This is a genomic window from Undibacterium sp. Ji22W (assembly GCF_049340305.1).
Lineage (GTDB): Bacteria > Pseudomonadota > Gammaproteobacteria > Burkholderiales > Burkholderiaceae_D > Undibacterium.
This window is the reverse complement of the sequence record NZ_JBMPOU010000003.1, coordinates 820,872-835,688: the sequence shown is the minus strand read 5'-3', so window position 1 is coordinate 835,688 and position 14,817 is coordinate 820,872. Positions and strand designations below refer to the sequence as shown.

Annotated in this window: 23 protein-coding genes; 13 read left to right on the top strand and 10 right to left on the bottom strand. The window is 47.5% G+C overall.

Annotated features, from left to right (window positions below; genetic code table 11):
* Window positions 1–30: 30 nt before the first annotated feature.
* The 7 genes from ACO0KW_RS16140 to ACO0KW_RS16110 form a co-directional block, all read right to left on the bottom strand.
* The gene (locus tag ACO0KW_RS16140; protein ID WP_423054334.1) at window positions 31–249 is read right to left on the bottom strand and encodes a hypothetical protein; all 219 of its coding nucleotides are present in this window, start codon (window positions 247–249) and stop codon (window positions 31–33) included.
* A 159-nt stretch (window positions 250–408) separates the two neighbouring features.
* Entirely contained in the window at window positions 409–612 is a 204-nt protein-coding gene (locus tag ACO0KW_RS16135) for a hypothetical protein (protein ID WP_423054333.1), read from the bottom strand.
* A 169-nt stretch (window positions 613–781) separates the two neighbouring features.
* Window positions 782–1,141 (bottom strand): hypothetical protein, encoded by a 360-nt coding sequence (locus tag ACO0KW_RS16130; protein WP_423054332.1) that lies wholly within the window; start codon window positions 1,139–1,141, stop codon window positions 782–784.
* Between the two features lie 303 nt (window positions 1,142–1,444).
* Window positions 1,445–4,480, bottom strand: coding sequence for a DNA translocase FtsK (locus tag ACO0KW_RS16125; protein WP_423054331.1), 3,036 nt, complete (start codon window positions 4,478–4,480; stop codon window positions 1,445–1,447).
* The gene (locus ACO0KW_RS16120) at window positions 4,481–4,915 is read right to left on the bottom strand and encodes a hypothetical protein (RefSeq protein WP_423054330.1); all 435 of its coding nucleotides are present in this window, start codon (window positions 4,913–4,915) and stop codon (window positions 4,481–4,483) included. It abuts the gene before it with no gap.
* A complete protein-coding gene (locus tag ACO0KW_RS16115) occupies window positions 4,912–5,379 on the bottom strand; it encodes a YmfL family putative regulatory protein (protein WP_423054329.1) in 468 nt (155 codons plus the stop codon). Before ACO0KW_RS16115 ends, ACO0KW_RS16120 begins: the two co-directional genes overlap by 4 nt.
* 23 nt (window positions 5,380–5,402) lie before the next feature.
* The gene (locus ACO0KW_RS16110; protein WP_423054328.1) at window positions 5,403–5,669 is read right to left on the bottom strand and encodes a transcriptional regulator; all 267 of its coding nucleotides are present in this window, start codon (window positions 5,667–5,669) and stop codon (window positions 5,403–5,405) included.
* On the opposite strand from ACO0KW_RS16110, the gene ACO0KW_RS16105 reads away from it, so the two are divergent.
* A complete protein-coding gene (locus tag ACO0KW_RS16105) occupies window positions 5,655–6,260 on the top strand; it encodes a hypothetical protein (RefSeq protein ID WP_423054327.1) in 606 nt (201 codons plus the stop codon). The two genes, ACO0KW_RS16110 and ACO0KW_RS16105, sit on opposite strands and share 15 nt — an antisense overlap.
* A 146-nt stretch (window positions 6,261–6,406) precedes the next feature.
* Here the strand turns inward: ACO0KW_RS16105 and ACO0KW_RS16100 are convergent, their stop codons facing one another.
* From ACO0KW_RS16100 to ACO0KW_RS16090, 3 genes are read right to left on the bottom strand one after another with little or no spacing between them, the layout of a single operon-like run.
* Complete coding sequence (locus ACO0KW_RS16100) at window positions 6,407–6,781, bottom strand: helix-turn-helix domain-containing protein (RefSeq protein ID WP_423054326.1); 375 nt, start codon at window positions 6,779–6,781, stop codon at window positions 6,407–6,409.
* Between the two features lie 2 nt (window positions 6,782–6,783).
* Window positions 6,784–7,086 carry a type II toxin-antitoxin system HigB family toxin gene (locus ACO0KW_RS16095; protein ID WP_423054325.1) on the bottom strand — a complete coding sequence of 101 codons (303 nt, stop codon included), beginning with the start codon at window positions 7,084–7,086 and terminating at the stop codon, window positions 6,784–6,786.
* Between the two features lie 51 nt (window positions 7,087–7,137).
* Window positions 7,138–7,761 (bottom strand): BRCT domain-containing protein, encoded by a 624-nt coding sequence (locus ACO0KW_RS16090; RefSeq protein WP_423054324.1) that lies wholly within the window; start codon window positions 7,759–7,761, stop codon window positions 7,138–7,140.
* A gap of 190 nt (window positions 7,762–7,951) precedes the next feature.
* Between ACO0KW_RS16090 and ACO0KW_RS16085 the strand changes: the two genes are divergently transcribed.
* From ACO0KW_RS16085 to ACO0KW_RS16030, 12 genes are all read left to right on the top strand, one after another.
* The gene (locus ACO0KW_RS16085; RefSeq protein WP_423054323.1) at window positions 7,952–8,110 is read left to right on the top strand and encodes a hypothetical protein; all 159 of its coding nucleotides are present in this window, start codon (window positions 7,952–7,954) and stop codon (window positions 8,108–8,110) included.
* Complete coding sequence (locus ACO0KW_RS16080) at window positions 8,107–8,727, top strand: hypothetical protein (protein WP_423054322.1); 621 nt, start codon at window positions 8,107–8,109, stop codon at window positions 8,725–8,727. Before ACO0KW_RS16085 ends, ACO0KW_RS16080 begins: the two co-directional genes overlap by 4 nt.
* Window positions 8,724–8,921 (top strand): hypothetical protein, encoded by a 198-nt coding sequence (locus ACO0KW_RS16075; RefSeq protein WP_423054321.1) that lies wholly within the window; start codon window positions 8,724–8,726, stop codon window positions 8,919–8,921. The genes ACO0KW_RS16080 and ACO0KW_RS16075 overlap by 4 nt, the downstream gene beginning before the upstream one ends.
* Window positions 8,921–9,118, top strand: a complete 198-nt coding sequence (locus tag ACO0KW_RS16070) for a hypothetical protein (protein WP_423054319.1) — start codon at window positions 8,921–8,923, stop codon at window positions 9,116–9,118. Before ACO0KW_RS16075 ends, ACO0KW_RS16070 begins: the two co-directional genes overlap by 1 nt.
* Window positions 9,115–9,411: a hypothetical protein gene (locus ACO0KW_RS16065; protein WP_423054318.1), complete on the top strand. Its 297-nt coding sequence runs from the start codon at window positions 9,115–9,117 to the stop codon at window positions 9,409–9,411. The genes ACO0KW_RS16070 and ACO0KW_RS16065 overlap by 4 nt, the downstream gene beginning before the upstream one ends.
* Window positions 9,389–9,721 (top strand): hypothetical protein, encoded by a 333-nt coding sequence (locus ACO0KW_RS16060; RefSeq protein WP_423054316.1) that lies wholly within the window; start codon window positions 9,389–9,391, stop codon window positions 9,719–9,721. Before ACO0KW_RS16065 ends, ACO0KW_RS16060 begins: the two co-directional genes overlap by 23 nt.
* 16 nt (window positions 9,722–9,737) lie before the next feature.
* Window positions 9,738–11,552, top strand: a complete 1,815-nt coding sequence (locus ACO0KW_RS16055) for a ParB/RepB/Spo0J family partition protein (protein WP_423054315.1) — start codon at window positions 9,738–9,740, stop codon at window positions 11,550–11,552.
* Window positions 11,549–11,782, top strand: a complete 234-nt coding sequence (locus ACO0KW_RS16050; RefSeq protein ID WP_423054314.1) for a helix-turn-helix transcriptional regulator — start codon at window positions 11,549–11,551, stop codon at window positions 11,780–11,782. Before ACO0KW_RS16055 ends, ACO0KW_RS16050 begins: the two co-directional genes overlap by 4 nt.
* Before the next feature lie 27 nt (window positions 11,783–11,809).
* On the top strand, window positions 11,810–12,421 hold the full coding sequence (locus ACO0KW_RS16045; RefSeq protein ID WP_423054313.1) for a hypothetical protein: 612 nt from the start codon (window positions 11,810–11,812) through the stop codon (window positions 12,419–12,421).
* A gap of 54 nt (window positions 12,422–12,475) precedes the next feature.
* Window positions 12,476–13,000 (top strand): DUF1566 domain-containing protein, encoded by a 525-nt coding sequence (locus ACO0KW_RS16040; RefSeq protein WP_423054312.1) that lies wholly within the window; start codon window positions 12,476–12,478, stop codon window positions 12,998–13,000.
* 47 nt (window positions 13,001–13,047) lie between these two features.
* Window positions 13,048–13,404, top strand: a complete 357-nt coding sequence (locus tag ACO0KW_RS16035) for a four helix bundle protein (protein WP_423054311.1) — start codon at window positions 13,048–13,050, stop codon at window positions 13,402–13,404.
* A gap of 212 nt (window positions 13,405–13,616) precedes the next feature.
* Window positions 13,617–14,798: an RNA-directed DNA polymerase gene (locus ACO0KW_RS16030; protein WP_423054310.1), complete on the top strand. Its 1,182-nt coding sequence runs from the start codon at window positions 13,617–13,619 to the stop codon at window positions 14,796–14,798.
* Window positions 14,799–14,817: the final 19 nt, after the last annotated feature.

Sequence of the window (14,817 nt, the reverse complement as noted above, 5' to 3'; positions counted from 1 at the left end):
CGCACTAAGCCAGCTTCAGAGCATGCCAACTTACGCTGGCGTGAAGTCGATGAAGAACTCTTGATCAACAGCAAACTGCTTTGATGCAGCTTCATTCAATACACTAAGACGAATCTCGCCAGACGGTGTGTACTTGAAGAACTCTTTGTTCTCATCACTACCCGAAGTCACTGGATACAATTTAATCTCTTTAGCGCCACCCGATACTTCAGTGATCGAAGTGACCTTAAACTTTGCACGGACGCCCATAGCAATTTCCTTATCGATAGATTGATCGTATAAACGAGAAAGCCCCGGTTCAAGGATGAACCGAGGCTTAGAAATAACAGGTGGAAGCACAAACAAAAAAGCCCCGCATTTGCGAGGCTTACTTTTGTTTGGACGAGTTCCGCCCGCCCAAAACGAATATTAAACAAAGAAAATTCTTGTTGCAAGGTTTTTCTTCAATTTGTTTTCAAGTTCGTGTTTCGCGTCAACCACAACCTTTTCAAAATCCAATGATTGAAAGCGCCAAACATTGGTGATACCGCAGCATTTCTTGATCGCCCAACGCATGTGGGCTGGTAAACCTCCGACCTCAGCATCCACCGCTTCAGCAACTTTATTATCCAAGTTTGAATACAAATGATCAGAACACGGAGGCGCATCACTATTCAAATGACGCGAGCTACTTCCACAACCAACATCAAGATCAGCATGCCGATACGAATCAATCCACGTCTCCAAGCACTGATCCAGCGGTGTTGTTGGACGATGGTCATACACCGGAATTTTTCTAACATTACCCATATTTCGCCTCCGTTAAAATCAATCTTAATCGCGCTGCCACTTCCCGCGCCTCTTCATAGTCCTGCATATCATCACGCTTGATCTCAATCCCCCGCGTCAATGCAAACTCAATCGCATCAACCATCCACGGAGGATCAGAACGCACTTGCATGCCATTAAGGTCATACGAGTAGCAGCTGGTTACTCGTGTGTCAGGCGTACCAAACGTATGCAAGTTTTCCATCGAGAAGAAACAGCCAACCTCACCCGCCATCGCTCGCTTAATCAATTCATTTGCAATCACCACACCCATCCGTGCTCGCATAAAGTCAATCTTCACTGCTGTCGCTGGCATCACTGATCTCAAATTCATTCAAACACCTCTACATTTCAACGGTTAACGTGGTCTTACAGCTTCACTAACTGGCTCTGTTACGTTGAAACCCGCATGGTTATTATGTTTAACAGGGTTAACAGGGTTAACGTAGTAAAAACACTCACGCGAGGAAAAACGCAAAAAACAAGAACTACCAAGAATCAAACAACACACATACACTCGCGTGCGCGGGGCACCCTGTTAACCCTGTTAACACTGTTAACCCAGCGCCACATATAGCTTCGCGCGTAACAGGCACAAACAAGCACCGTGTTAATACTGTTAAAGTCAAAGCGCACATCAGCACTGATCCTCTTCTTTAAGGCCAGCAGCTTTGCGGAAGCTTTCACAGTTCTGCGAATGGTTCTTCTTTCCGTCATCAGGCACATGGAAGATCGTCAGCAGCTTCTTGTTTTTCACGCCCAACGTGATCCACTGGCGATCACGCTCAAGGCGGCCAGCAATCAATTCAGAAAACTTCTTGATATTTAGAGCGCGGAAGTTATAGAGCGAACAGAACTTCTCGTAGACCAGAAACAGATCGGTGGCCAAGCAAGTGCAATACGGCGCATTGAGATTGCCAGCCGACCATTCCAGTAGGAATACTTCCCAATCAGGCCGACCGAACTCAATCATTCGCTGCTTAGATTTCGTCATCAAAGGCTTGGTGTGCGGATTGAAACCATCCAATGGGTAGCGAAGCAGGAAGTCATAGAACGCCTCTACCAACCCATCCGCAAGCGCTGCTGTAACTTCTATTCGCAACGCATCGTCCAATGGCTGCTTCGACTCAACGACTTGGAAGCGTCTATCCTCAGGCTCAATAGGCACAGCCTGAAATTCGTTCGATAGCATCACCACGTTCAAGTGGTTATCCTCAAAACGATCATCCTTAAATTTTTGTGTGATTGGTGTATCGCGGCCAGTGATCAGATGCTTCACCAGTCCAAACGAACTGTACTTATCCTGACGAGATAGAATCTCTTCGAACAAGACATACAGCTTCTGTGAACGCCATGCTGAGTAATTCGCATCAAGCTGCGTCTGATTACCAGTCGCGCCATGCTTGCCATAGATCGGCTTGATAATGCCCTCAAAAAACAGACTCTTACCAGTGCCCTGCTTCTCACCAAAGAACAACAAGGCAGATTGCATCTTCGCGCCCGGATGCTGTAGCGGATACGCCAACCACTTCAACACCCACTCAAACACCTCAGCAGCGTTATCCTCGGTCGCACACAAACTCTCAAGCAGTCGTAAAGCCTTCGACGCCTTATCAAAGTCATGTACTGCCTTTATTTTGAAGCCCTCAAACATATTGATGTGCGTTGTCAAATCCACCTTCTCAGTTGGATCAAACACCAGCTTGTCGTGGTCAATCTCACGACGCAATGAATGCTGCAACCAACGTGTAGCCAGATCGCCACGCGCTATCAGCAACGCATCGTAGTTAATGATGATGCATTTATCCGCATCCCAAATCGTCTTTGTTCCGTAGAGCAAAGTGTAACGATCCAGCATCCAGACGATGTTATCCTCCCCCGTGCCCCCCGTTGTTTTTGCAACGCCGCGAATTAGCTTAGGTAGATTTCGAGGACTGATAGAGCGCCGATCCTCATGCGCCTCCCACACCTTTGCGGTAGCCTTGCCAACCATAGCCACAAAGCCCGTTTTCTTCATACGCACCTGATTGATTGAGTCCCAAACGTCCGTTGAGCCTTGGATCAACGCGCAATGCCTTAGCGCCCATTTCAATGGCACCAAACCGACAATCTCAGAACCTTCCTCAGAGGGGGGCGGGGGAGAAGAAAAATCTTCCACTGGCACATCTAAAAAATCCGGTACCTCGTCAAAAGGGGGCGCGGGGGAATCGGTCGAGACAACCAAACTCAAATGCGTAGGCGCGTCCATACCCACCACGTCACGCCCACCATCAGAGCGAATCGGTGTCACGATCCCCTTCTCTTCCATCACCTCGATCAACCTCGCAGCGCGGTTATAACCGATACGCAAATGACGCTGCACCAGCGAGATCGAGGCGCGTTGATTCTTGACGACAATCGATACGGCCTGATCAAACAACACATCTTCCTGAGAGGGAGATTCATCATGGAGCTGCTGCGCAGCTGAGGAAAAACCATCGGTCGCTGCACCGGCTGTGCCATCATCGACAGGCGCAAAAGCACGAGCGAGTGCAGCATTGATTTGTGACGCTACCGCGTCAATGGATTGAACAACATGCAGGTCGTTAAAGTCCGTAAGCTTTTCGCCTTTACGGTCGTCAAAGACTGGGTACACAACAGACGCATTGCCCACCTCGACCGCAGCATCTAAACAATTGGTTCGGCCAGCATTGCGAAAAGGCACACTCGCGATTTGGCGTCCCTTGCGGATATCAGTAACGATATACGCCAATCCATGCGCATCCGATACCCACTTAGCCATGACGCTAACGCTCTCGCCATCACTAGCAATACGCTCGTGTGTCTGCCCATCGATAGGAATATCTTCAGCACCAGCTACCTTGAACCGTTTCAGCATCGAAGCAACGAATCGAGCCTCAAGCAAGTAGTCATCGTCTGCCAGAAATAGAATGTGCTTATCAGGATGCGCAGCGCGAATCGCTTTCGCCACGTGGATAATATTGCCAGCGTCATACGCCACAGTCACAGGCAGGCCAACAGCCAAATGCGCAGACGCACAAGTTGCATAGCCCTCACCGATGGCTTCGACATTGGCAAGATCAGATCGCAACTCTGCAGGCTCGATACGATAAGCTGCACCGATTTTATCCATGCCTTTGTTGTAAAGCTTGTCGCCTTCCGGTGTAATTTTTTGAAGACCTACGATATCGCCAAGACCGCCCTGCTTACGCATTGGAATTAACAACAACTGATCAACACCAGTGCGCAGGCCGCAACTTGGGACTTGCTTACGCACTAGGTATGGATGAGCATCCATGCTAGACACAGAAGTCCCCTTAGACCATTGATCTTTGGCGCGATTCGCCGCCATACGCTGATCACGTTCTTTCGCTTCAGCCTCTTTGCGAGCGATATCTGCTTGCTTACGCGAAAGCTCAGCGCGATCCTCTACGGTCATCGCCTCATATTCCATCGTCACCGGAATCGTCCCGCGATCCTCACCATGAAACTGACCAAACGCACCAGTCACAACAAGGCGACCAGACTTCAACGTCGTTTCACGTAAGATGTACCAACAACTTTTACCTGGGCCGAATCGCTTATATTTGCCATCTAAGACAGGATGCCCAACTGGCAGAGCTGGCAACCCTGCATCACGCATCTGTTGAACGACCTGCTCACGAGTCGTCATTCAACAACCTCGCCATTCAAAACACGTGCCCCCCCCCATCATCGACGGGATAGAAACATACTCGAAAGCCCCCTCACGAATTGGGCGGCCAGAAATAAGCTTCGACAAATTCAACGGACGAAAAGAAGGCGCAATGCGGCTAGCTGCTGGCTGGCCTACATAGCGCTCAAAGTGTGGCAAAGAACGACCGAGAAAACTACCAGCGTAATCCTTACCCGCTTGCGTAGCTTTTAACGTGGTCTCGTTCAACAAAATCACAAAGCCACGCTCAACCAAAGGGCAAATTACCCGCTCTTGGATTACGGATACACGCTGCTGCTCTGCAGTGAGTACCTCGATTAATCGCGCAATCAATGCGCAACCGCCCAGATCCACCAGACGGCACATCACTATATGCGCCGGTGAATTAGTGCGAAGTTTAGGGTTGCCGCTCATTCGTCACCACCCTTCGCAGCCGTCTCGCGGCAATACACCTTCACCGTCAACGCCATGATCTGATTCAATGTCATGTGCATTTGATCGATGATGGCGTTCAACCTTTCGCGCTCACGTGAATTGACTTCTCCATCTTTGACCGCATCGCGATATTCAATCGACAGCTTGCCGAGTGTTTCCATCGCCTCATGAAACTTCTCTGAGATTTCTTCATTGCCAACCGCATCAATTTGGGGAAGTTTCACAAACGTGCCACCAGATTGCGCCGCGACAGCTTCCGCAAACAAAGTCGTACCTGAAAACTCCTGCATCAGCAACGCGGTATTCACGCCGACATCCATACCTTTGCATTCGTAAATGCGGTTTTGTAATGCGATCCGATTCATACCGAGCGCACCACACATCGCATCCCAGCCACCTGGGAAAGCCTTAATCATTTCCAAAAGTGATTGACGTATGTTCATTGAGCTTTCCTTTTCTTATGGTTTTAATCAGTTTGATGACGTACTAGACTGCGAAGAATCTCTAATGAATCAGGCTCTGGCCAGTACTGCCACCAATCATGTGGACGCAATGACCTTCTTGAAACGCCAAGTTTTAAATCAATCGTCAAGCAATGCTTTGGCGGAATTGGCCTTGCACCTTTCACAAGTTGATTTATATAGGCAGGGGACACCCCAAGAATTTGAGCAAGCTTTCGTTGCCCGCCCGCCTTTTCACAGGCGACAATAATTGGTGATTGGATATTATTCATGATGCACAGAATAAAGCATTACTTTACTTTAATCAAGCATTGATTTCTATCGACTTTGAAGACGACAATAGTGAAATGAATGATCTTAAAAAGAAATCAAATCTCATCCTCGCCGCAAAAATTAAGGCTGCACTTGAGAGATCGCCTAAAACCGCTAAAAAAATCGCAATAGAGGTAGGTGTGACGCCGCAGGCGATAATCGGCTGGAAAAAGACTGGGGCAATATCGAAGGACTCACTGGCCTTGTTCGCGCACGCGGTCGGCATGCGCTTATCTGATTTCATTGATACAAATGATTCACGTGAGGTTGAAGACCCAGAGACTCAAGCGGTCATCGACATGATGCAGGCCACGGATTTAGAGGGGAAAATCTTAATAAAAGCTGCCGCATATGAGGCACTAGAAAAATATTTGGAACGGAAGGTGAGATTTAATAAATTAGCAAAAGGAGAGGATTTAAGAACTGAATTAACTGAAATCAAAAACGAATTTGCAAAGCTAAATCCATTTGATAGATTGAATGCGATGACTGAATTAGTTCAAGAATTCGAATCGCAGTTAAAGAAAATTCCCTCAAAATCCGAGAAATAATAAATCACCGATCACAATGCTTCTCAAAGAAGAATTTCAAGGTGATTTGTGATGCTCAAAAAAAATACATGTAAATTACGCGTAATTTACATGTATCTCACAAATAAAGAATTGTTAGTTTGTTTGAGAATTTGTTGATCCATCAATTAACTAAGTGCTACATCTTGCACCAGCACTTCTAATGGCATCCCCAAACCTTTGTGCAATTTTCGTATCATCGTAATAGACAGACGACGATGACGATTTAACACTTCGCTCGTTTTAGAAGGGCTACCAAAATAATTTGCCATATCTGCAGGGCGAAGTCCATGTGTTTCCATGCTAAATTTAATAGCTTCAATCGGATCTGGCAAAGTCATCGGATAGTGCTTTGCCTCATAGACCTCCACCAGCGTAGCTAATACTTCTAGCTTATCCCCCTCAATAGCTCCTACTGCGGGGTCGAGATCAACTAGTCTAGCAATCTCCTTAAGTGCCAGCTGATAATCTTCATTCGTATGTATCGGGCGTATGGTATTCATGATTACTCCATTTCTACAGTCGCTGCATCAATTACATTATATTCAGTATGCGTACCAATAAATTTAATATACACCACACCAATTCGATAGGCGATAGCGACAATTAATCTGTATTTATTACCACCAATATTGAAAATAACGCGATTATTAGCAACAAAACTAGCAGACGAAAACTGTGCTTTAACATCAGTCGGCGTCTGCCACTTTGCTAGTTTAGCTGCTGTTTCCCAGGCATTGATTGCAGTATGTCCATCTGGGTGTTTTAGACTGAACTGGCGCAGTGGTGGTGTCGCAATAATTTTCATGTTTTGATTGTAGTTCCCTTTTTGGGAAATGGCAACATGTATCTTATTGACCTAAGCCAATCCAAGGGCATTTGTCCATTGATACTCTGAAATAATGGCAGGCCGACCTTGCTCTTCTCGGTAGGCAACCGCTTTTTCTATCTTCCGACCATACGTTGTATTGACCCAATCCGGCGAGGCAAGCGTGCCAATAATTAGATAATCCAGTCGCTTGGTGATAGAGCTAGCTGGTACACCTCCATGCTTCTCGATGGTCTTCTCACATGCAGTGCGTGTACCAAGTAGAAAGCTACCCGTAAAGCAGACAGTTTTTCCTGCAAACTCTAAGACGGGATTGAGATCAATAGGCAAGGTAGGGCTATTTTGCTGAGCCACACCAGTTTCACCAAAGAAGTTCCCTGCCACCTCCTGCAAAGTTTGCAGTAGATCTTCTCTTTCTTCAAGCGTGACTACATTATCGGCAATAATCTCTTGAATACGTTTGGCAATCACACTCCCTGGCCACACTACGGCAATCTCTTCATGCTCAGCGAGCCATTCTCTTAAAAACAAGATTTCAGTTTCATTCACCTGCCCATCGGCAGCGATCCCCGAACAAATACCTAACAGGGTTTGGGCACTTTTCGCTAAGTTTCTAACATTATTGGCTGCCGCAATGGCGTGTTCGTTTGACATGACAATCCCGAATTAATTTAAGGAAATTTTACTCAACGCATAAATTATGCCAAGTGACTTAGCATCAACAAGGACACCGCCACCTAATTTAGACAAACTCTCAAAAACGCATCCGCAAAAGAATAAATTCAGCTTTACTTTTATAAAGCATTGCTTTATTCTAATTCAAATTTTATTGAAGGGAGCGAATATGAACAAACTAATCGCATTTCTAGTCACTGTCCGAACCAGTGACACCACCATCCGCATACCATCCATCGCCAAAAGTAGCGCCGATGCGATCATGAACATGACGGACGTTTTCGGTGCAGCAGCCATCACAGCCACCCCAATGGGAGGCCGTCAATGAAATCGCCACTGACACCAGAAATATATAAAGCCATCAACGAAAGTCAACGCTATATAGATTTACCTGAGCGCACGCTAGCTAACAAAGTTTTAGCACTTTTGGGATTATGTGCGCCAACGTGCCAAGGTCTTCTCGCGTATAAAACCACGCAAAACGGCGTTCGTAGTATTGAACTTCAAGCCGCAATCAGTATGGACATAGACCCCACTGATCCGCCAGATCCGCTTGTCTACACTTGTGCTTGCAATCAAATAAAAAATCGCACTTGTCCTGGCTTCCAACTTGTGCGGGATCGGCTCGCCGAAGCCGCTAGGCGGTATGACTTGTACATGCTTACGAGTGAGCCACAGATTGAAACCAATATGATTGATTGTGATAGCGAAGCTAGAACGATTGATGACACGAATGGCGATGTAATCATCTCCGATTTTCTCAATTTGCCACACTGGTGTAATCAACAGCTTTACCCGATCGTTGTCTATCGCACGCCATGTATTGATAACGCCAAGCACAGCACCAACAGCAGCAAGAGCCAAAGTTATGGCTTGGAATATTGTGATGTCCTGCATTTTGAACCTCTCATAGGCGATCAGGCTGGAAAGGATATCACGCCATGAAATCCTTCAAGCCAAAATCCAAGTTCAACTTCTTGGATCATAAAAATCAGCCGACCGAGCTACCAGACAACAACTTTTTGTCCCGCACCCGCGCCACTGGACGTGACGCTTACGCAGGACTAAAAGGCCGCGACTACATCAACGCTCGCAACTTGGGCAGGGTGCAGACGTCTGCACTACCCCACAAAACCTAATGCCGCGCATCGAGCCAGACAGCGCGGCATTAGAAGCGGCATACAACAGCCGCCTAAACCGCCCTCTCTCGCTCAGCGCCATGCTAAATGATCCGCTCAAACGGATCATTTTAACCAACGAAGCCCGAGCCTATTTGCGCCGCCATCAATGGCAATTCGACGCGAAGAAAGCACAGGCTGGAGAGAAAGACGAATGATGACCAACCCTATTACTCGCGGATCTCGCGTCAAGTTTGACAAAGACGGCACCACCCTCACCGGCACAGTTTTTCACATCGTTAACGACATCGGTAACGGTCGAAAAATGGCTGTCATTGAGATAGAGCACAAGCTACCTGGCATCACTATGACCATGCCGTTTGATGAACTGAAAGCGGCACCTATTTCACAAGAAGTCATCTTCATGACTAGCCCTGCCGACGCCCTCAAACCAGAGACGAACGACCGCCGTTTTTGGGCGATTTCGCTTGACAGCAAACGTGCAAGCTGAGGCCATCATGGGAGTCACTTACCGCACACGTCAGAAAACCTATGATGCGATCACAGCCATCATCGGCACAGGCTCACTCACGCGCCAGCAGATCCTGCCTGAGCTGCAAAAAGAGTATCCAAACGTCACAGAAAACGCGCTCTATCAAGTCCTCGGAACGCTCACAGACAACAAAGTGATCTGCATTGAAGGCTACGACCGCACCAATCCCAAGTACCCGCAACGGATCTACAAAATACGCAGCAAGCCACCACCGCCGCCCAAGCAAACTTGGATAACGCCCCTATTCGTCAGCATCACGCCCTTATAAATTTTCGGAGTACATCATGGAACAATTCTTTCAATCATTACCAATCGCGCAAATCAGCATCTCCAAGACCAACCGCAAGCGCTTCAACGAACAAGCGCTGAACGAGCTGGCCGATAACATCAAAGCAAACGGCTTGATCCAGCCAATCTTGGTGCGTCCAATGTCACCAGCAGAACAACTGGAACCGTATGAAATCGTCTGCGGCGAACGCCGCTACCGCGCATCCATCATCGCTGGCCTCGATCACATCAACACGATTTGCCGCGAGCTCACAGATACCCAAGCAGCCGAACTACAACTGATCGAAAACCTGCAGCGCGAAGATCCGCACCCAATGGAAGAGGCAGAAGGCTATCAAGCGCTGATGCTGCACAGCGGCTACACAGCAGACATGCTGGCCGACAAATTGAACAAGTCAAAGTCACAAATCTACGCCACACTCAAACTCTGCAACCTCTGCACCGAGCTTCGCGACAAGTTTTTCGAGAACGAAAAATTCACTCGCTCACTTGCATTGCTCATCGCTCGCATTCCCGTGCCAGCACTCCAGGTCGAAGCGTTCAATGAGATCATCGACGAATACGGCGATGGCGAACCAATGTCCTATCGTGACGCCGCCATTCATGTCCAAATGAACTACAACGTCAATCTCAAGATAGCTATCTTTTCCACGACCGACGCAAAACTGGTGCCAGATGCTGGCTCATGCAAAGAATGCCCAAAGCGCACCGACAATGATCCTGATCTGTCTGACCTCGATAAAAACGTCTGCACAGATCCTAAGTGCTTCGAGAAAAAGATCATCGCGCATCATGCGCAAGTCGTCGCAAAAGCCAATAAAAAAGGCTTGACCGTCTACGAAGGCGCTACAGCAGCAAAAGCGATCTCAGCAGCAAAAAACAACACTGATATTTTTGTCGTCGCAGAAACGCTACTACGCCGCTTTGACAACCTCAAGTCACAAAACGATGCTCACAAATCATTCGCCAGCGCCGTAGGAACTGACAAGCTGCCCGACTATGTTGCGGTGGCATTCGACGGCTTAACAGCGGTCAAGCTATACGACTCAAACGCAGCACAATCGCTCCTGGTCGATCTAGGTTTTTGCTCGACAGAAGCCGAAGTCGAGACCAAGAAATTCGAAGGGCAAGTTGCCAACATCAGCACCGAGCAAACGGAATCCGACGAAGAGCTGGAAGATGACAATGAATCCGAAGGTGGCACCAACACAGAAGAGCTTGATCAATCAGCGGAAAAAAGTGAAAAACTACGCCTACTCGCAAACGAAGAAATCAAGCGTATTCGCATCTACAAAGCGATCCGTCAGCGTGGCCAGCTCAGCCTAGAATCACTACGCGCATTTATGAAAAACGTTGACGTGGGTCTGTACTTCTCAATACCAGAATCAGTTCATGAAGAGTTTTATGGTCGAAGAATAGTCGCCGAAGAAGACCGACTTGAATACATCGATCAAGCATCAAGTGAGCAACTGCAACTACTCCTAATCGACTATGTTATCGGAGACATCCAAATTCCACGTCCTTGGAGCCTTCAAGATATCTACCTCGAACGTAAAGATGACGAGTTCGACTTACTACAAACCGTTGCTCAGCACGAAGGCATCGAGATAGCCATCGCAGAACAGGAGCCAACATCACCAGTTCAAGCACCGGCTACGGAACCAATCGAACCAGAAGCAGCCGCCACACCAGCAGCAAAGAAACGTGGCCGACCATCTAAAGCCGACAAAGCAGCACAAGAAGCCGCCAGCAAACCAGTACCAATGGATAAATGGCCGTTCCCAACGACTAAGACTGTGAGTGCATCATGAGCATGAACATTCCCAATAATAGTACGACCGATGCATCAACACAGATAAATCAACCCATCGTCTACAGAATCAATGCTGCAGTTAAAAAGCTCGGTATTTCACGCGCCACCATTTATCGCATGATCAAGGCGGGTGACCTCGATCTAGTCAAGATCAGTATCCGTGCAAGCGGCATCACCAGTGAAAGTATGCATCGCCATTTAAACAATCAACTCAGCAATTCTCAGTAGCACCTCAATCACTCGAAAGGAAATACCATGGATGCAGCAGTCACAAAAACACCAACGATCTCAGGCACACCATACGCTGGTGGTTTCTACGTCGGTCGCTATCAGATCGACGGCCAACTATTTGCACTCATCGTTGCAAATAAAGCAGAAGGCGAATTGCCAGGGCAGTGGAATTCAACTCTGGACACTGTCAATGGCGCGGCAAGCTACAACAACGGCTTAACTAACACCAACGCCATGGCAGAAGCTGGCAGCGATCTGGCAAAAGCAGCATTAGCGCTTCGCATCAATAACTTGGATGATTGGTTTATCCCGGCGCGTGACGAATTAGAACTATGCTATCGCTACTTAAAACCAAGCACCTACGCAGACAACATGTGGCGTGCCGGTGATAACCCAAGCAGCGTTCCACCAGGCTATCCGTACACAGAACAATCACCAGCGCAAACGATCAATGAGGCATTTCAAAAGGATGGTGCCGAGGCTTTTGATATCGCGTGGTATTGGGCTTCTACGCAGAACGCTAACGGCTCAGACTACGCTTGGATGCAGACCTTCTCCGATGGCACTCAGCACGACAGACACAAGTCGTACGAAGGCAGAGCGCGTGCAGTCCGCAGAACTTTAGTTATTGAATAATTTAATAATTCGTCACGCGTAGCGTGACTCCGTGTATTTCTTGGAGTAAATATCATGATTGAAAACGTAGAATTCGACATCGATGGTGCAACACTCACTGTGCCAAAAAAGCAGCTACTTAACCGCTGGTTAGCCAATCTGCTGACACCTCAAAACGTCACCACTGACCTTTTGCCAATTCGCACTAAGCCACCACGCATTAACACGGAGTGGATGGAACAAGGCGGCATATACACAGGTGTCATCGGTGGCGAAAATGGAGCGCCAGACTACCATCTCATTTTTGCACCACTGGAAAACGAGATAGTAGGTGTCAACCATGCACAAGCCCTTGATCAATCAAAGAAGCCTATCAATGGCTTTGATGATTGGTATTTACCAGATCGCCGTGAGACCCGTCTTATCGCGATCAACGCGCCCGACACATTTGATAAAGATGGCTGGTACTGGACATTTACGCAGTACGCCACCACCTCAGACTACGCTTGGTTGCAGCTCTTCTCCAATGGCATTCAGGACGTCAGACACGAGTCGTACGAAGGCAGAGCGCGTGCAGTCCGCAGAGTATCAATAATTTAGTTCTTTAATCATTTAGCGCGAAGCGCTTTAAATTTTTTTATATCAGCATGGCCATCCATACCGATCTTCCTATTTACAAATCCGCTTATGAGCTTCTAATGGCTGTTAGCGCACTCGTGAAGAATTTCCCTCGATCTGTTAAAGGATCGATGGGAGAGCCTATTCAAAACGTGTGCGTTCGCATCGCATTACTGGTTGCAAAGGCGAATGCCTCTCGCGATAAAGTCCCGCACTTGGATGAATTGCTTGAGCTCGTGATGGAAGTAGAACTCATGATCAGATTAGCGAAAGATATGAAGTTTATCTCGATCGCTCAATATGCGAATGTAGTTCTACTTACCAACACAGTAGGAAAGCAGGCCAATGGATGGCGCAAAGCATCGCAGACGCCAGCCGCAATATAGCCAAGGCTATATTGACAGTGCGTAATTTTATCTGGTCGTACCGCTGGATTAACTCCACCGCTATGCGCATCACAGATACCACCGGCACTATGCCGTGCAGGTCTGGCGCAGTTTCTTAATTGATCTTATGTTTTCGATTGAGCGACGTAGATAGTACGAACAACCGCAGAACGCTAACAACTCAGACTACGCTTGGATGCAGAACTTCTCCAATGGCAATCAGAACAACAAACACAAGTCGTACGAAGGCAGAGCGCGTGCAGTCCGCTGATCAAAACGATACCGAACATGCTGATTTTTCTTTCTCAGATGTGGTCCAGGCATATCACGATTGCCGACGACACAAACGCAATACCCCTACCGCTATCAACTTTGAACAACATCTAGAGCGCAATCTCATTTTGCTGTATGAACGATTAAAGGACGGTAGCTATGCGCCAGGCAAATCTATTTGCTTCGTTGTCACGAAACCGAAAGCCCGGGAAGTATGGGCTGCTGATTTTGGCGATCGCGTTGTGCATCATTTACTCTACAACAAAATCGCCCCACGATTTTATGCACGATTCATTGCCGATAGCTGCGCATGCATACCAGGTCGCGGAACGCTCTACGCAGCACAACGCCTAGAATCAAAAATTCGCAGCATCACGCAAAACTGGCAGCACCCAGCCCACTATCTCAAATGCGATTTGGCAAATTTCTTCGTCAGCATCGATAAGCGAATTTTAGAAATCCAATTGGCCAAGCAAGTGCACGAATCATTCTGGCTAAAGCTTGCGAACACCATCCTATGGCATGACCCACGAAAAAACTATGATATGCGAGGCGATACAGCTTTGATTGATCGAGTGCCGACACACAAACGATTAACGAATCAACCTAGCCACCTTGGCCTACCCATTGGTAATCTATCGAGCCAGTTCTTTGCAAACGTGTTTCTTAATGATCTAGACCAGTACGTGAAACACCAGGTTAAATCAAAACACTATATCCGTTATGTAGACGATTTTATCTTGCTCCACGAATCAACCGAATGGCTCAACCACGCCCACGTCGATATCGCGATCTGGCTCCCTGCAAATTTACGTGTCACACTAAACGACAGCAAAACGATATTACAGCCGATTGATCGAGGCGTAGATTTTGTTGGTCATGTAATCAAGCCGTGGCATACCGTGACGCGCAAACGAACATTAAATCAAGCAATCGATAGATTGCAGCGCGTTCAAGACAAAGACCTACATACAGTTGCCAATAGCTACCTTGGGCTGCTGAGACAATCAAACAGTAGTCACAAGCATCGAGCAAAACTGGCAAAGGTCGCATTGAAGCGCGGACTCTCAGTTGATAAGAATCTGACCAAGACATTCAAAAAGAAAGCATCACCAACTTAAAAGCGCATCGAGCGCTTTT

Excerpts from the sequence above, each read along its gene's own strand:
- ACO0KW_RS16140 (WP_423054334.1), bottom strand. The coding sequence starts at position 249 with ATGGGCGTCCGTGCAAAGTTTAAGGTCACTTCGATCACTGAAGTATCG.
- ACO0KW_RS16130 (WP_423054332.1), bottom strand. The coding sequence starts at position 1,141 with ATGAATTTGAGATCAGTGATGCCAGCGACAGCAGTGAAGATTGACTTT.
- ACO0KW_RS16125 (WP_423054331.1), bottom strand. The coding sequence starts at position 4,480 with ATGACGACTCGTGAGCAGGTCGTTCAACAGATGCGTGATGCAGGGTTG.
- ACO0KW_RS16120 (WP_423054330.1), bottom strand. The coding sequence starts at position 4,915 with ATGAGCGGCAACCCTAAACTTCGCACTAATTCACCGGCGCATATAGTG.
- ACO0KW_RS16115 (WP_423054329.1), bottom strand. The coding sequence starts at position 5,379 with ATGAACATACGTCAATCACTTTTGGAAATGATTAAGGCTTTCCCAGGT.
- ACO0KW_RS16110 (WP_423054328.1), bottom strand. The coding sequence starts at position 5,669 with ATGAATAATATCCAATCACCAATTATTGTCGCCTGTGAAAAGGCGGGC.
- ACO0KW_RS16100 (WP_423054326.1), bottom strand. The coding sequence starts at position 6,781 with ATGAATACCATACGCCCGATACATACGAATGAAGATTATCAGCTGGCA.
- ACO0KW_RS16095 (WP_423054325.1), bottom strand. The coding sequence starts at position 7,086 with ATGAAAATTATTGCGACACCACCACTGCGCCAGTTCAGTCTAAAACAC.
- ACO0KW_RS16090 (WP_423054324.1), bottom strand. The coding sequence starts at position 7,761 with ATGTCAAACGAACACGCCATTGCGGCAGCCAATAATGTTAGAAACTTA.
- ACO0KW_RS16085 (WP_423054323.1), top strand. The coding sequence starts at position 7,952 with ATGAACAAACTAATCGCATTTCTAGTCACTGTCCGAACCAGTGACACC.
- ACO0KW_RS16080 (WP_423054322.1), top strand. The coding sequence starts at position 8,107 with ATGAAATCGCCACTGACACCAGAAATATATAAAGCCATCAACGAAAGT.
- ACO0KW_RS16075 (WP_423054321.1), top strand. The coding sequence starts at position 8,724 with ATGAAATCCTTCAAGCCAAAATCCAAGTTCAACTTCTTGGATCATAAA.
- ACO0KW_RS16070 (WP_423054319.1), top strand. The coding sequence starts at position 8,921 with ATGCCGCGCATCGAGCCAGACAGCGCGGCATTAGAAGCGGCATACAAC.
- ACO0KW_RS16065 (WP_423054318.1), top strand. The coding sequence starts at position 9,115 with ATGATGACCAACCCTATTACTCGCGGATCTCGCGTCAAGTTTGACAAA.
- ACO0KW_RS16055 (WP_423054315.1), top strand. The coding sequence starts at position 9,738 with ATGGAACAATTCTTTCAATCATTACCAATCGCGCAAATCAGCATCTCC.
- ACO0KW_RS16050 (WP_423054314.1), top strand. The coding sequence starts at position 11,549 with ATGAGCATGAACATTCCCAATAATAGTACGACCGATGCATCAACACAG.
- ACO0KW_RS16045 (WP_423054313.1), top strand. The coding sequence starts at position 11,810 with ATGGATGCAGCAGTCACAAAAACACCAACGATCTCAGGCACACCATAC.
- ACO0KW_RS16040 (WP_423054312.1), top strand. The coding sequence starts at position 12,476 with ATGATTGAAAACGTAGAATTCGACATCGATGGTGCAACACTCACTGTG.
- ACO0KW_RS16035 (WP_423054311.1), top strand. The coding sequence starts at position 13,048 with ATGGCCATCCATACCGATCTTCCTATTTACAAATCCGCTTATGAGCTT.
- ACO0KW_RS16030 (WP_423054310.1), top strand. The coding sequence starts at position 13,617 with ATGGCAATCAGAACAACAAACACAAGTCGTACGAAGGCAGAGCGCGTG.